General features: G+C 58.0%; 15 protein-coding genes. 10 read left to right on the top strand and 5 right to left on the bottom strand.

What is annotated here, in order from left to right:
• Positions 1-97 precede the first annotated feature (97 nt).
• Genes fabZ through lpxB form a run of 4 tightly spaced genes read left to right on the top strand, consistent with a single transcriptional unit; the run spans position 98 to position 3314 of the window.
• Positions 98-556: a 3-hydroxyacyl-ACP dehydratase FabZ gene (gene fabZ, locus ABD815_RS13725; RefSeq protein ID WP_344847938.1), complete on the top strand. Its 459-nt coding sequence runs from the start codon at positions 98-100 to the stop codon at positions 554-556.
• Between the two features lie 14 nt (positions 557-570).
• Positions 571-1371: an acyl-ACP--UDP-N-acetylglucosamine O-acyltransferase gene (gene lpxA, locus ABD815_RS13720; RefSeq protein WP_344847937.1), complete on the top strand. Its 801-nt coding sequence runs from the start codon at positions 571-573 to the stop codon at positions 1369-1371.
• 15 nt (positions 1372-1386) lie between these two features.
• Entirely contained in the window at positions 1387-2169 is a 783-nt protein-coding gene (locus ABD815_RS13715; RefSeq protein WP_344847936.1) for an LpxI family protein, read from the top strand.
• On the top strand, positions 2166-3314 hold the full coding sequence (lpxB, locus tag ABD815_RS13710; protein WP_344847935.1) for a lipid-A-disaccharide synthase: 1149 nt from the start codon (positions 2166-2168) through the stop codon (positions 3312-3314). The genes ABD815_RS13715 and lpxB overlap by 4 nt, the downstream gene beginning before the upstream one ends.
• Here the strand turns inward: lpxB and ABD815_RS13705 are convergent.
• The 3 genes from ABD815_RS13705 to mnmA form a co-directional block, all read right to left on the bottom strand.
• Complete coding sequence (locus ABD815_RS13705) at positions 3311-3568, bottom strand: zinc ribbon domain-containing protein (protein WP_344847934.1); 258 nt, start codon at positions 3566-3568, stop codon at positions 3311-3313. The two genes, lpxB and ABD815_RS13705, sit on opposite strands and share 4 nt — an antisense overlap.
• Before the next feature lie 111 nt (positions 3569-3679).
• Entirely contained in the window at positions 3680-3928 is a 249-nt protein-coding gene (locus tag ABD815_RS13700) for a zinc ribbon domain-containing protein (protein WP_344847933.1), read from the bottom strand.
• Between the two features lie 66 nt (positions 3929-3994).
• Positions 3995-5140, bottom strand: coding sequence for a tRNA 2-thiouridine(34) synthase MnmA (gene mnmA / locus ABD815_RS13695; protein ID WP_344847932.1), 1146 nt, complete (start codon positions 5138-5140; stop codon positions 3995-3997).
• 129 nt (positions 5141-5269) lie between these two features.
• Between mnmA and sciP the strand changes: the two genes are divergently transcribed.
• From sciP to ABD815_RS13670, 5 genes are all read left to right on the top strand, one after another.
• On the top strand, positions 5270-5548 hold the full coding sequence (gene sciP, locus ABD815_RS13690) for a CtrA inhibitor SciP (RefSeq protein WP_344847931.1): 279 nt from the start codon (positions 5270-5272) through the stop codon (positions 5546-5548).
• A gap of 118 nt (positions 5549-5666) precedes the next feature.
• Entirely contained in the window at positions 5667-6383 is a 717-nt protein-coding gene (ctrA, locus tag ABD815_RS13685) for a response regulator transcription factor CtrA (protein ID WP_344847930.1), read from the top strand.
• A gap of 139 nt (positions 6384-6522) precedes the next feature.
• Positions 6523-8634, top strand: coding sequence for an NAD-dependent DNA ligase LigA (gene ligA, locus ABD815_RS13680; RefSeq protein WP_344847929.1), 2112 nt, complete (start codon positions 6523-6525; stop codon positions 8632-8634).
• Positions 8631-10724 (top strand): ATP-dependent DNA helicase RecG, encoded by a 2094-nt coding sequence (recG, locus tag ABD815_RS13675; protein ID WP_344847928.1) that lies wholly within the window; start codon positions 8631-8633, stop codon positions 10722-10724. The genes ligA and recG overlap by 4 nt, the downstream gene beginning before the upstream one ends.
• Positions 10725-10869: 145 nt before the next feature.
• Positions 10870-10992 carry a hypothetical protein gene (locus ABD815_RS13670; protein WP_344847927.1) on the top strand — a complete coding sequence of 41 codons (123 nt, stop codon included), beginning with the start codon at positions 10870-10872 and terminating at the stop codon, positions 10990-10992.
• 185 nt (positions 10993-11177) lie between these two features.
• Here ABD815_RS13670 and ABD815_RS13665 read toward each other — a convergent pair whose 3' ends face one another.
• Together ABD815_RS13665 and ABD815_RS13660 are read right to left on the bottom strand one after the other, a co-directional pair.
• Positions 11178-12584: a methyl-accepting chemotaxis protein gene (locus tag ABD815_RS13665; RefSeq protein WP_344847926.1), complete on the bottom strand. Its 1407-nt coding sequence runs from the start codon at positions 12582-12584 to the stop codon at positions 11178-11180.
• A gap of 50 nt (positions 12585-12634) precedes the next feature.
• A complete protein-coding gene (locus ABD815_RS13660; protein WP_344847925.1) occupies positions 12635-13081 on the bottom strand; it encodes an iron-sulfur cluster assembly scaffold protein in 447 nt (148 codons plus the stop codon).
• Between the two features lie 82 nt (positions 13082-13163).
• On the opposite strand from ABD815_RS13660, the gene hisI reads away from it, so the two are divergent.
• Positions 13164-13523: a phosphoribosyl-AMP cyclohydrolase gene (gene hisI, locus ABD815_RS13655; RefSeq protein WP_344847924.1), complete on the top strand. Its 360-nt coding sequence runs from the start codon at positions 13164-13166 to the stop codon at positions 13521-13523.
• Positions 13524-13534 lie beyond the last annotated feature (11 nt).

Genomic DNA, 13534 nt, shown 5'->3' with positions numbered 1-13534 from the left:
GCGCCTGATAGGAGGGCGCGATGTCCGAGTACCCCATAGAGCGATGGGCAAAATTTAGAAAGATCCGGCATAGATCGGAATAAGGGAAGGAACACGCATGGCTGAAGGCCTGAAATCCGCAGATATCCAGCTAATCCAACGGATCATCCCGCATCGGTATCCATTTTTGCTGGTCGATAAAGTTGTCGACATCGATGGGGCAAAATCCTGCACCGGCATCAAGAATGTGACCTTTAACGAACCCCATTTCACCGGGCATTTTCCCGGTGCGCCGATCATGCCGGGCGTGACAATCGTTGAAGCCATGGCGCAAAGCGCGGCGGTGATGGTTGGGGTTGATCTCGATCTGGCGGATAAGGTGTTTCTTGTCTATTTCATGTCCATCGAGTCCTGCAAATTCCGCCGCAAAGTTGGCCCCGGTGACGTTCTGAAAATGCACATCACGACGAAACGTGGCGGCGGTAAGGTTTGGAAATTCGACGGACGTGCCGAAGTGGATGGGGATCTTGCCTGTGAGGCGAGCTTTACCGCCATGATGGACCTTCCAAAGGATTGAAAGGAGCGCCGCCCATGAGCCGTATTGACCCCAGCGCGACAATCCACCCCTCCAGTGTGGTGGAAGACGGCGCGGTGATTGGCGCGGGTGTCGAGATCGGTCCGTTTTGTCATATCGGGCCGGATGTGGTGCTCCTTGATCGCGTGCGCGTAAAAAGCCACGCGGTGGTTACAGGCATGACCGAGGTCGGGGCGGACACGGTGATTTTCCAGTTTGCGTCCATTGGCGAAGTTCCCCAGGACCTGAAGTTCAAGGGCGAAAAGAGCCGCCTGATTATTGGCGAGCGCAACCGTATTCGCGAATACGTCACCATGAATACCGGCACCGAAGGGGGCGGCGGTGTGACCCGTGTGGGCGATGACGGGCTGTTCATGGCGTCCTGCCATGTGGCCCATGACGCGCAGATCGGTGACCGCGTCATCTTGGTGAATTCGGTCGCCATTGCAGGGCATTGTGTCCTCGAGGATGATGTGATCGTCGGTGGACTCTCCGGCATCCACCAATGGGTGCGGATCGGGAAGGGCGCAATTATCGGTGCGTTGTCGATGGTGACCGCGGATGTTCTGCCCCATGCTCTTGTGCAGGGGCCGCGCGCGGAACTCGATGGGCTCAATCTCGTCGGATTGAAACGCAAAGGTGTCGACCGGGATGACATCAACCAGTTGCGGGGCGCCTTCCAGATGCTCAAGCAGGGTGATGGTTCCTTCCGCGATCGCGCCGAGCGGCTCACCGATGATTTCGATAGCGCCTATGTGCGCGCGATGGTGGCTTTCGTCATGGGCGATAGCGACCGCGGTTTCCTGACGCCGAAATAGCGCGGGGGTGCAGGGATGGGGCGAACAGCGATCATAGCGGGAACCGGGGCACTGCCTCGGGTCTTGGCCGCGTCGCTGGTTGATCCGGTCTATGTCACGCTCACCGATGTCGAGGTGCCCGATCACGTGCAGGCATTGCCCGGGCGGATCGAAAAACTCGGCAAACTGTTCAAAGATCTCAAATCGCTCGATGTCGACGCGGTGACTTTTGCGGGTGCGATGGCGCGCCCCAAGATCAATCCCGTCTTGTTGGATCGACATGCTCTGAAACTCGCGATGTCTTTAGGCAAAGGCGACGATGCCCTTCTGCGCGAGGTGATCGCCTTGTTCGAGGCGCAGGGCTTCACGGTGCGCGGCGCGCGCGATATTTGCCCGCAGCTCTGTCTGGAGCAGGGGACAGTTTGGGGGCGAAAACCGACCGCAGAGGACGAAAAAGACGCCGAGCGAGCGCGCGGTGTGCTCGCCGCGCTCTCACCGCTCGATGTCGGGCAGGGTGCGGTCTGTGCGGGTGGGCAGGTTCTGGGCATCGAAACGCTACAGGGGACCAACGCGATGCTGGGTTTTGTGGGGCAAACGCCCCAGTCACTGCGCCGTGCTCCCGGTGTTTTTGTCAAAGCGCCCAAGACGGGTCAGGACCTGCGCATTGATATGCCGACAATCGGACTTGAAACCATCGACGCCGCCCAGCGCGCGGGAGTGGGTGGGATCGAAATTCCTGCCGGTCAGGTCATTGTGCTGGACCGCGATGCTGTGAAAACTCGGATAGAGGGGGCGGGCATGTTTCTGAGGGCGGTATGACGGTGAAGGTCTTTGTCATTGCGGGTGAACCCTCGGGGGATCGATTGGCGGCTTCTGCGATGGCCGGCCTGAAATCCCTGACCGATGTCGAATTTCGCGGGGTTGGTGGCGCGCTCATGGCGCAAGAGGGCCTGCAAAGCCAATTCCCCATGTCCGAATTGACCCTGATGGGCCTTTTCGAAGTGCTGCCGAAGTATTTCCATCTTAAGCGCCGGATCCGCGAAGTGGCCGAGGCCATTCTGGCGTGGGAGCCGGATGTTGTGCTGACGGTGGATGCGCCTGATTTTTGTCTGCGGGTGGCAGAGATTGTGAAGGCACGCTCCAACATCAGAATCTGTCACTACGTTGCGCCGACGGTATGGGCATGGCGACCGAAACGGGCGTTGAAAATGGCCGCCCGTGTCGACCAGGTCCTCGCGTTGTTTCCGTTTGAACCACCCTACTTTGAGACGGTGGGATTGCGGTGCGATTTTGTCGGCCATCCCGTGGTTGCCGAACCCACCGCCAGCCCCGAGGAGGCGCAGGGGTTTCGCAATCTCTACGGAATTTCCGATGATGCGCCGCTGATCCTCGTGCTTCCCGGATCGCGCCAGGGTGAGGTCAGTCGCCTCGCGCCCGTGTTCGGGCAAAGTCTTCACATCTTCGCCGCAGGGCGCCCCGAAACCCGTGTGGTCATTCCGGTGGCCCATGGTGTGGAGGATGCCGTGCGTGAGGCCACGAAAAACTGGCCGTGCAAACCGGTGTTGATCCGGCCCGACGACAAGGGCGCAAAGCGCGCGGCTTTTCGCGCGGCTGACATGGCGCTTGCGGCGTCTGGTACGGTTTCGCTGGAATTGGCTGCGGCGGATACACCGATGGTAGTGGCCTACCGGATGAACCGTCTCACCGAAGAGATCATGCGGCGCAAGCTGTTGGTCGATACTGTGACCTTGGTCAATCTGGTCTCTGACACCCGCCATGTAGAAGAATTCCTCGGGCCCCAGTGCCGGCCTGCATCCATCGCGTCGGCTTTGGCGCGGGCCTATTTACGCCCACAGGATCAGCGCGCTGCCCTCGCCACGACGATGGAGAGACTGGGGCAGGGCGGTGAGGCACCGGGTCTGCGCGCAGCCCGCGCAATCCTCGACGGGTTGGGCCGTCCTTAGGCGGTTCGATCCCACCGTTTAAGATGCGGTATCTGGCGCGCAAAGAGCCATGCCAGCGGGGCCCATGTGCCTTGGTCGCGCATCTGTTGGCGGGACCTCTTCTGCATTTGGTGGGCGGATATGCGCGGCTGCAGGAATTCTCCATCGCGATAGCAAAATGAACAATATTCCTGCGTGCGTGTCCCGTCGGCGCGGGTGCCACCCCCTTCGGGGTCGCGCGCCATCGCCATACCGCAGCTTTGACATTGTTTCATGACTAGTCCCCTCCAAGAGACGGGAGGAACTCTATATCTCGTGGCCGCGACGCGCCTTAATGTAGCCCCGCAGGAATTCGCACGGGGGTGATCAACGTGGCTAGGGCGCGGTTATGTCCAGCGGGGGAGCTTTGGAATTTTGCGCGTCAGTATCCATGCAACAGGTCGCCAGAACCCCTGTTCGCGCATTTTCGCGTAACAGAAGTCCCGCATTTCTTCGGCCGATATGTCTGGCTGTAAAAAAGCGCCATCGCCATAGCAATAGGAACAATAGCGATCGGAGCGGCTTCCATCCTTTTCGGATCCGCCGTTTTCGGGATCCGCGGACATGGGCATCCCACAGCTTTCACAGGTCTTCATTGATCCGTCCTTTCATCAGAACCGGTCAATTTTCGCGCAGGCCTGTCGATCCGTCTTTGGTCTGGGTCAATTCCCGCGCCAAATCCAGCCGCCACCCAGAATGCGGGGGCTGTCGGGGTCGTAGAACACACAGGCCTGACCGGGGGACACACCTTCTTCGGCGACGATCAGTTCTACTTCCGCTTCTGTTTCGGAAATCGGACGGATGATCGCGTCGCGCGGCGGGCGCGTAGAGCGGACTTTGACGCCCAAGTGCCATTCGCTGCGCGAGGTGAAGGGTTCGTCACCCAACCAGTTGATTTCGCGCACCGGAATTTTGCGCGTGGCGAGCATCTCTTTGGGCCCGACAATCACGCGGCGCGTGTCGACGTCGAGTTTGACCACATACATCGGCTCCTCGAGGCCGCCGATGCCCAGACCGCGACGTTGGCCAATGGTGTAGTGGATCACACCGTTATGGGTGCCGCGTACGCGACCTTCCTGATCGACGATCTCGCCGGGCTCCGCCGCGCCGGGGCGCAGTTTTTCGATCACCGAGGCGTAGTTGCCATCGGGCACAAAGCAAATGTCCTGACTGTCGGGTTTGTCCGCGACACTCAGCCCGTATTTCGCTGCCAATTTACGGGTCGCGTCTTTTGAGGGCAGGTGGCCGAGCGGAAAGCGCAAGAAATCGAGCTGTTCTGGCGTTGTCGAAAACAGGAAATAGGACTGATCGCGCGCCGCATCCGTGGCCGAATGCAATTCGGGGCCGTTCGCCCCCATGACGCGTTGAATATAGTGGCCTGTCGCCATGCAGTCGGCATCGAGGTCCTTGGCGGTTTCCAGCAGGTCCTTGAATTTCACGCGTTCGTTGCAGCGAATGCAGGGCACCGGCGTGGCCCCCGCGAGATAGCTGTCGGCGAATTCGTCGATCACGGCGTCTTTGAAAATGTTTTCGTAGTCGAGCACATAGTGGGGGAAACCCATTTCCTCGGACACACGGCGGGCATCGTGGATATCGATCCCTGCACAGCATGCGCCTTTTTTCGCCAAGGCAGCACCGTGGTCGTAGAGCTGCAGCGTGACGCCAACGACATCATAGCCTTCTTCGGCCAATTGTGCGGCCACGACCGAGCTGTCCACACCACCGGACATCGCAACCACTACACGTGTTTGCGACGGGGGTTTGGCAAAGCCAAGTGAGTTCAACGGGTGTGTGCCGTCGTGAGCCATGAACAAAACCTTTCTGGAGTATGTGCGGAATATAGGAAAATGCCATCTACTCTCAAGGGGGAGTTTCATTTGCCATTAAGAGGAATCCCGCACAACGGGGGTGTAATTTCATTGTGAGAGGTGGAAAAGATGTTTTTGAAAAAGGTTGATGGGCCCAGAGCCGTGGTTCTTCCTGATGGTACAATCATGACGCGCGCGGATTTACCGCCCACAAATACCCGTCGTTGGGTGGCGTCGCGAAAGGCTGCAATTGTAAAGGGTGTCGCCTACGGATTGATTCCTCTGACCGAGGCGTTGAAGACCTATGGGTTGTCCGAAGAGGAATTTAATTCCTGGCGAAATGCGATTCAGGCGCACGGTGAAACGGCTCTAAAGGCAACAGCGGTACAAAAATATAGACAACTTTAAGTTGTGTAGGGTATTCCTTAGTTTCTGGTAACGTGTGATTAACCATTTTTGGCCATCGTCGAGGCAGATTTGAACACACGGTGAACGCGTAGTGTATTGAGCCAAGGAGAGACGGGTCATGAGAATTTTGCTGGTCGAAGACGATCCCACGACATCAAAGAGCATCGAGTTGATGCTGTCCCACGCCAACCTGAATGTCTATACAACGGACCTTGGCGAGGAGGGGATCGATCTGGCCAAGCTCTATGATTATGACTTGATCCTTCTCGACCTCGGTCTGCCCGACATGCACGGCCACGAGGTCCTGCGCCAGTTGCGTCTGGCCCGTGTAGATACGCCAATCCTGATCCTTTCAGGCGCGGACGATACAGAGAACAAAATTAAGGGCTTTGGTTTTGGTGCCGACGATTACCTGACCAAACCGTTCCACCGCGAAGAGTTGGTGGCCCGTATCCACGCAATCATTCGCCGCTCCAAAGGCCATTCTCAGTCGGTCATCAAAACCGGCAAGATCGAGGTTAACCTTGATGCCAAAACGGTGGCCTCCGGCAGCGTTCCGGTTCACCTGACCGGTAAAGAGTACCAGATGCTCGAACTCCTATCGCTTCGCAAAGGCACCACGCTTACCAAAGAGATGTTCCTTAACCATCTCTATGGCGGCATGGACGAGCCTGAATTGAAGATCATCGACGTATTCATCTGTAAACTTCGCAAGAAACTCGCGAATGCGACGGCTGGTGACAATTACATCGAAACGGTTTGGGGGCGTGGATATGTGCTGCGCGATCCCGAAACGACGAGCGGAACAGACCAACAGATTGCCGTCGGGGCCTAACCACGCCCTGTGAGACAATGTGGCGAAGCACCGGCGTGCTTCGCCCACCGAATTACCGATCTCTTTCGTTCTCCCTATGGACCTCCTCGAAACCCGCGCCTAAACCTTGGGTGCTGGTGTGAAACGGGGAGGTCGCATAATGTCTGGCGATAAGCCCATCGAAAAGATGAGTGAAGAAGAAGCCCGCTCGGAACTCGCGCGGCTCGCGCAGATAATCTCCAACGCCAACACCGCATACCACGGTGACGACGCTCCCGTGATGAGCGACGCCGACTTTGACGCTCTCAGACGTCGCAACGCCGATTTGGAAACACGTTTTCCCGAACTTGTGCGCAAAGACAGCCCGTCACAGCAAGTCGGTGCTCCGGCATCTGCAGGCTTTGGTAAGATCAAGCACGCCGTGCGGATGATGTCTCTGTCCAACGCGTTTGATGATAACGACGTGCGTGAATTCGACACCTCTATCCGCAAATACCTCGGCGTGTCCGATCCTGTCGCCTATACGGGCGAACCCAAAATTGACGGACTTTCGCTTTCTCTGCGTTACGAAGAGGGCCAACTGGTCTATGCGGCCACGCGCGGTGACGGTGAGACAGGTGAAAATGTCACATCCAATGCCCGAACGATCGACGACATCCCAACCGTGATCGAGCCCGCGCCGGACGTTTTGGAGGTCCGTGGCGAAGTTTACATGAGCCATGCGGATTTCGATGCCCTAAACGCCCGACAAGAATCCCGCGGGGGCAAAACTTTCGCCAACCCGCGCAATGCGGCAGCTGGGTCCCTGCGCCAACTTGATGCGGAAATTACCCGATCACGGCCACTGAAATTCTTTGCCTATGCTTGGGGCGAGGTATCAGAACCCCTCGCGCAGACCCAATCCGAGGCCATTCGCAGGCTGGCCCGGTTGGGTTTCAAGACCAATCCACTGACCCGACGCTTCGATGATCTCGAGTCCCTTCTTGACCATTTCCGCGCCATCGAACTTCAACGTGCGACCCTCGGCTACGATATCGATGGCGTCGTGTACAAAGTTGACGACCTCGATTTCCAGCGTCGGTTGGGGTTTCGCTCGACAACGCCGCGTTGGGCTATTGCACATAAATTTCCAGCTGAATTGGCGTGGACGCGTCTGGAAGCAATCGACATTCAGGTCGGTCGCACTGGGGCGCTGTCACCCGTCGGCCGGCTGCATCCGGTCACGGTAGGTGGTGTCGTTGTGTCGAACGCAACATTGCACAACGAAGATTACATTGCGGGTCTGGACAGCAACGGCGATGAAATCCGCGATGGCAAAGACATACGTGTTGGCGACTGGGTGCAGGTTTATCGTGCGGGCGACGTGATCCCCAAGATCGCCGATGTCGACCTCGCAAAGCGCCCCAAGGACTCCGAACCTTTCGTTTTCCCGACCATATGTCCCGAATGCGGCTCCGAGGCGATCCGCGACGAAGGGGACGCCGTCCGCCGATGCACGGGCGGGTTGATTTGTCCGGCCCAAGCAGTTGAAAAACTTAAACATTTTGTGTCGCGCGCGGCATTCGATATTGAAGGGCTGGGCGCAAAGCAGGTCGAACAGTTCTATGCGGACGGTTGGGTCCGCGAACCCGCCGACATTTTTGAATTGTATGGCCGTTACGGCCAAGGGCTGCGCCAACTGAAAAACCGCGAAGGATGGGGCGAAAAATCGGCCACGAACCTGTTTGCGGCGATTGACGAAAAGCGCCGGATTTCTCTGTCCCGTTTAATATTTGCGCTCGGTATACGCCATGTCGGAGAGAGTTCGGCATCGCTCCTGGCAACCCATTTCGGCGACTGGGGCAGTTTTCAAAATGCAATTCTATCCGCACAGGTCGGAGAGGGCGCCGCATGGGACGATCTGTTGTCGATCGACGGTGTTGGGGCGGTGATGGCGACATCCTTGATCATGACATTTCATCAGCCCGCCGAACGTGACTCCATCAATCGGTTGATTGCGCATCTGGACATCGTCGATGCTGCGCCGCCTGCGTCGGATAGCCCGGTTAGTGGAAAAACGGTCGTTTTCACGGGCACACTGGAAAAGATGACGCGCGCCGAAGCGAAAGCACGCGCCGAAGCGCTTGGTGCAAAGGTGTCGGGCTCCATTTCTGCGAAAACCGATATCCTGATTGCGGGACCTGGTGCGGGGTCCAAGGCCAAGAAAGCCGCGGAGCTCGGCATCGAAATCATTGATGAAGATGCGTGGCTCGACCTCATCGGTGACACATGAGTGCGGGCCGCCCAGCCAAATTGTTCCCCCTTTTTGCAGGTCTTGAAAGCCTGCCCGGGGTTGGTCCCAAAACGGCCAAATCGTTTTCCGGCCTGTCAGTTGTGCGCCCGCGCGATCTGCTATTCACCCTTCCTCATTCTGTGATCGACCGGCGTCGCCGCGACAGTGTCACTGAGGTCCCGGCCGGTGAAGTTGTCACCGTGGTCGCCAAGGTTCTGCGTCATCAACTGCCGCGCCGCAAAGGGTTGCCGCATCGCGTTTTCCTCGAAGATGCCGCGACGACTTTTCAGGTCGTGTTTTTCCGTGGCGCAAGCGACTGGATCGAAAAACAACTACCGGTTGGTGTAAAACGACTGGTGTCGGGAAAGACGGAGCTTTTTGATGGCCAGATACAGATGCCGCACCCGGATCACATTCTTGATCCCGCGGCCAGCGACGACCTGCCAATGTTCGAGCCTGTCTATCCGCTAACTGCGGGTGTGACGCAAAAAACCGTCGCCAAAGCTGCGCGTGCGGCGATTGATCTGTTGCCCGATCTGCCGGAATGGATTGATCCGGGGCTGCGCGCGCGAGAAGGATGGCCGAGTTTTGCAGAGGCGCTCAAGGCGGCGCATGCGCCTCTTTCAACCAACGAGGTGACGCCGGTTTCACCGGCCCGCCAACGCCTCGCCTATGATGAATTGTTTGCCCATCAGGTCACTTTGGCTTTGGCCCGCGCACGTGCCCGTCGTGGAAAAGGGCGGCCCACGGTTGGGAACGGGGCTTCTCGCGGCTCGGTTTTGGCTTCTCTTCCTTACCGGCCAACGGGGGCACAGGATCGCGCCATTCGTGATATTGAAAATGACATGGCAGCGCCGGTCCGGATGAACCGTTTGCTCATGGGGGATGTTGGTTCGGGCAAAACGCTTGTTGCGTTGATGGCGCTTTTGATAGCCGTCGAGGCCGGCGGGCAGGGCGCAATGATGGCCCCGACAGAGATCCTCGCGCGGCAACATTTTGACGGGCTACATCCGCTCGCACAGGCAGCAGGTGTGCGGGTTGAACTCCTGACGGGGCGGGACAAAGGTGCGGCGCGTTCGCAAAAACTCGCGGCGCTGGCGCGCGGTGACATCGACATTCTGGTCGGAACCCACGCGCTTTTTCAGCCCGAAGTCGTGTTTTGCGACCTCAGACTGGCAATTGTCGACGAACAGCACCGGTTCGGTGTCGCACAGCGGTTGGCACTCGCACAAAAGGGCAAATCAGTCGATGTTCTCGTCATGACCGCAACGCCGATTCCGCGTTCGCTTTCTTTGGCCCACTACGGCGATATGGATTTGTCGGTGCTGGATGAAAAACCGCCCGGACGCACCGCTGTTCGCACGGCGCTAAGTTCGACCGAGCGGCTCGACGAAGTTGTGGATCATCTGCGCGGTGCGGTGCAGGACGGGCGGCAGGCCTATTGGGTATGCCCGTTGGTGGAGGAAAGTGAAGTCGTCGACATGATGGCGGCCGAAGAGCGATTTAAAATGCTTCGCGCGAGCCTCGGTGAGGGACGGGTGGGTTTGTTGCACGGGCAGATGCCATCAGAGGACAAAGACGCCGTCATGGCACGGTTCGCGGCCGGAGACATCTCGGTTCTCGTGGCGACGACCGTCATCGAAGTTGGCGTGAACGTACCGAACGCGTCGATTATGGTGATCGAACGGGCCGAGCACTTCGGTCTCGCCCAGTTGCACCAACTGCGCGGGCGCGTGGGGCGGGGTGATGTCGTTTCGACCTGTTTGCTGCTTTACCAACCTCCTTTGAGTGAAAGCGGGCGACGACGCCTCGAGATCCTTCGTGAAACAGATGACGGTTTCAGGATAGCTGAAGAGGACCTCGCGATGCGGGGGGCGGGAGATGTGTTGGGGACCGCGCAGTCGGGGTTGCCGCGGTTCCGCATCGCCGATTTGGAGCGTCAGTCAGCCCTCATGGCTTTGGCGCAATCTGATGCCCGCAAATTGCTTCACGATGATCCTGATCTGAAGTCCGAGCGCGGGTTGGCCGTCCGCCTGTTCCTGTGGTTGATGGAAAAAGACGAAGCTATTCGTTTAATTTCTGTAGGTTAGACGAAAAAATTTTTCGTCGGTTACTTTTTGTTCGCTAATGTTCTCATAAAGTTCTTTACAGAGCGGAGGCAATATGAGAACAAATAGGCAACAAACATTAACCTTAACGCGCTGACGATGCGTAAGTTCATCAAGGGAATTCGATATGATCCACGATTTGAAATCCGCTCTGACACGTTCCCGTTCGACACTTGCCGAAGACATGGTCGGTGCGGTTTCCCTGCTTGTGATCCTGATCGGCGGGCTTTCTATCCCGGCAATCTTCTAACACCTGTTTCTGCCCAAGATCTGACCCACCGGCCCGGCCTTTCCCCAAGGTTTCGACTTCACCTGTTCCGTCGGGGCGATCCTCATCCCGCCCAAAACGGACCGGCAGATCGTACTTAAGCCGCCACACTTTTCAGTGTGCGCGGCTTTTTTTTGGGAATGAAGTACGCGTGGCGCAAGTTGCGCTCAGAAATTGTAGCCCATGCGCATGCCACCCCAATGACGACCCGCTACAAAAATCGGGCAGGACAGGTCCTTCATCATGACAAAGTTTCCGCCCCCCATATCGCGGCGATAGACTTGTAGAAGGAACGGTTCGGTGTTGCGTCCCGCTTTCACGCCGACGCGATCGTTGAACAGGCGACGGTTACGCGAATTGGCCGCATTCCAGTCGGGGTCTGTGCCTTGGGGCTGGGAAAACTTCGCGTTGTGTGTGGGGAGATAACCATTCGGGTCAATGGCTGCACAAAAGACGACTTTGGGATCAAAAGAGAGCATCGGCTCCTGAATTGCGGGCAGAACCTCATCCGTGAACCCGGTGAAGCGGGCGGCGTATTGTTGGGGATTGGTGCCCGAAATGGGCACGTAGTTCCGGTCAAACAGATCCTGACTGGTGATCCGCCCGGATTGGAGCGCTTCTTCGAAAACCAGGCCGGCTTGTTTGGCGGTTTCGGTCAGCGCATCGATAAAGTGGAGTTCATCGCTCGCCCCACCCAGTGCAACGCAGGTTTGGAAGATGGTCTCCGAGGTATCGATCAGTTTATCCGTGCGCTCATGAGCGGTCGTAATGCCGGCCGCCGTTTCGTTTGCGGCGCTTTCGATCTCTTTAAACGCGGGCGCGAACTGTTCAATTGCGGAGCGCACGCTTTCCGCTTCGCGTTTCATATCATGGGTGGCTTCGTGGGTCTCGCGCACGCCGAGCGCGATTTCATTCAATGCCTTGTCTGTCGCATCTGCGCTTTCAATGACATGGCCTGCATCGTCGGAGACCCCTTTGGCCTCTTCGCGCAGCTTGCAGACCCACACGGACAGGTCAGAGATGTTTTCCTCAATACCTTCGGCTGCGCGGGCGGTTTTCTGGCTAAGCTCGTTGATCGCCTCGGCGACGACGCCGAACCCGCGACCGGAATCACCTGCGCGCGCGGCCTCGATCTTGGCGTTAATGGCGAGAATGTTCACCTGACGCGCAATTTCGGCGATATGGGCATTGTTCGCTTCTACCGCGTTCAGTGAGGTGGCCACCCGTTCCATGCGTTCGGATAGGGCCTTTACCCATGTCGCGACAGAGGCGGATTTTTGGCCGCTGTTGCGCACAAAGCCGACCGATCCTTCCACCTGTTCGAGCGTGCTGTCGGTGATCTCCGTGACGGCATCGATCGCCGCGCGCACAGCCAGATTTCCGCTCGTGACGGCATGCACTGCGGTCTGGGCACGTTCGAGGACGCCAATTTGGCGAATTGATTGATGATCGACCTCGTCAAGAAAGCCGGCAATGTCGACAATTTCATACCCCAGATGACCTGCGTATTCCGCAAGGCGGGACAGTCCGTCGTCCGCAGTCGTGGCATTGTCAAAATCGGGATTGGGAATCATGCGCGTCTCCAGTTTGGCCCAGAAGATGGCGCATGGCTGTTACATCTTCGTTAAGCGCAATCTTTTTCTGCAGCCTGGGCAAAGGCTTGGTCGGCTGCGGTGATCGCGAGCAGAATGGATGCGTGGCGGTTTTTGTAGTCCCGTGCGGGCAGGAGTGCTTCAAAGCCGTCGAACGGTGCGGCGGGGACGGGGCCGTTTTCTTTGAGAAACGCCGCAAGTTCGCGTTTGGCGCGGGCAATTTGGGCGTGGGTACATCCGATGATGTTCGCGCCCACGACCGCCGCCGCTGCCTGACCAAGGGCGCATGCTTTTACGTCCTGTGCAAAGTGTTGAACGCGGTCATCTTCGATATCCATATCGACGGTCACGGTCGATCCACACAGTGGCGCCCGTTCGCGCACCGTTGCCTGAGGGGCCTCCAAGCGGCCGACATGAGGAATGTCAGCTGCGAGCGCCAGAAGGCGCGTCGAATAGAGTTTGGCGAGATCATTGGACATTTTGGTGGTCTTCCGAGCGTTGCCAATCAGGCATTTGCCCAGATAGATAGGGCAGGTCGCGCGCTTTGAAAAGGAAAACACCATGACTTTTGATCCAACGAGCCTGCGCTACAATGCCGACGGACTGATCCCTGCCATCGCGCAGGATGCAAACAGTGGCGAGGTATTGATGTTGGCGTGGATGAACGCGCAGGCCGTCGCGCGCACGTTGGACACGGGTCGCGTCACCTATTGGAGCCGGTCACGGCAGGACTATTGGGTCAAAGGGGAAACCTCGGGTCACATTCAGGAACTCGTGGATTTTCGCTATGACTGCGATGAGGATTGCATCCTCGTGACGGTTAATCAGAGCGGACCCGCCTGTCACACAAACCGACGGTCCTGTTTCTACCGTGCGGTGCGTGGCGGCGACGTTGTAGAGCTCATGACGCCAGAGGCGTGAGGACGTAGTCC

It is taken from the genome of Celeribacter arenosi (assembly GCF_039539485.1).
GTDB lineage: Bacteria > Pseudomonadota > Alphaproteobacteria > Rhodobacterales > Rhodobacteraceae > Celeribacter > Celeribacter arenosi.
This window is presented reverse-complemented; position numbering and strand designations above follow the sequence as displayed.

What these genes read in the sequence shown, in the direction of transcription:
- ABD815_RS13670 (WP_344847927.1), top strand. Translation starts at nt 10,870, where the DNA reads ATGATCCACGATTTGAAATCCGCTCTGACACGTTCCCGTTCGACACTT.
- hisI (WP_344847924.1), top strand. Translation starts at nt 13,164, where the DNA reads ATGACTTTTGATCCAACGAGCCTGCGCTACAATGCCGACGGACTGATC.
- fabZ (WP_344847938.1), top strand. Translation starts at nt 98, where the DNA reads ATGGCTGAAGGCCTGAAATCCGCAGATATCCAGCTAATCCAACGGATC.
- ABD815_RS13700 (WP_344847933.1), bottom strand. Translation starts at nt 3,928, where the DNA reads ATGAAGACCTGTGAAAGCTGTGGGATGCCCATGTCCGCGGATCCCGAA.
- mnmA (WP_344847932.1), bottom strand. Translation starts at nt 5,140, where the DNA reads ATGGCTCACGACGGCACACACCCGTTGAACTCACTTGGCTTTGCCAAA.
- recG (WP_344847928.1), top strand. Translation starts at nt 8,631, where the DNA reads ATGAGTGCGGGCCGCCCAGCCAAATTGTTCCCCCTTTTTGCAGGTCTT.
- lpxB (WP_344847935.1), top strand. Translation starts at nt 2,166, where the DNA reads ATGACGGTGAAGGTCTTTGTCATTGCGGGTGAACCCTCGGGGGATCGA.
- ctrA (WP_344847930.1), top strand. Translation starts at nt 5,667, where the DNA reads ATGAGAATTTTGCTGGTCGAAGACGATCCCACGACATCAAAGAGCATC.
- ABD815_RS13660 (WP_344847925.1), bottom strand. Translation starts at nt 13,081, where the DNA reads ATGTCCAATGATCTCGCCAAACTCTATTCGACGCGCCTTCTGGCGCTC.
- ABD815_RS13715 (WP_344847936.1), top strand. Translation starts at nt 1,387, where the DNA reads ATGGGGCGAACAGCGATCATAGCGGGAACCGGGGCACTGCCTCGGGTC.
- sciP (WP_344847931.1), top strand. Translation starts at nt 5,270, where the DNA reads ATGTTTTTGAAAAAGGTTGATGGGCCCAGAGCCGTGGTTCTTCCTGAT.
- ABD815_RS13665 (WP_344847926.1), bottom strand. Translation starts at nt 12,584, where the DNA reads ATGATTCCCAATCCCGATTTTGACAATGCCACGACTGCGGACGACGGA.
- lpxA (WP_344847937.1), top strand. Translation starts at nt 571, where the DNA reads ATGAGCCGTATTGACCCCAGCGCGACAATCCACCCCTCCAGTGTGGTG.
- ABD815_RS13705 (WP_344847934.1), bottom strand. Translation starts at nt 3,568, where the DNA reads ATGAAACAATGTCAAAGCTGCGGTATGGCGATGGCGCGCGACCCCGAA.
- ligA (WP_344847929.1), top strand. Translation starts at nt 6,523, where the DNA reads ATGTCTGGCGATAAGCCCATCGAAAAGATGAGTGAAGAAGAAGCCCGC.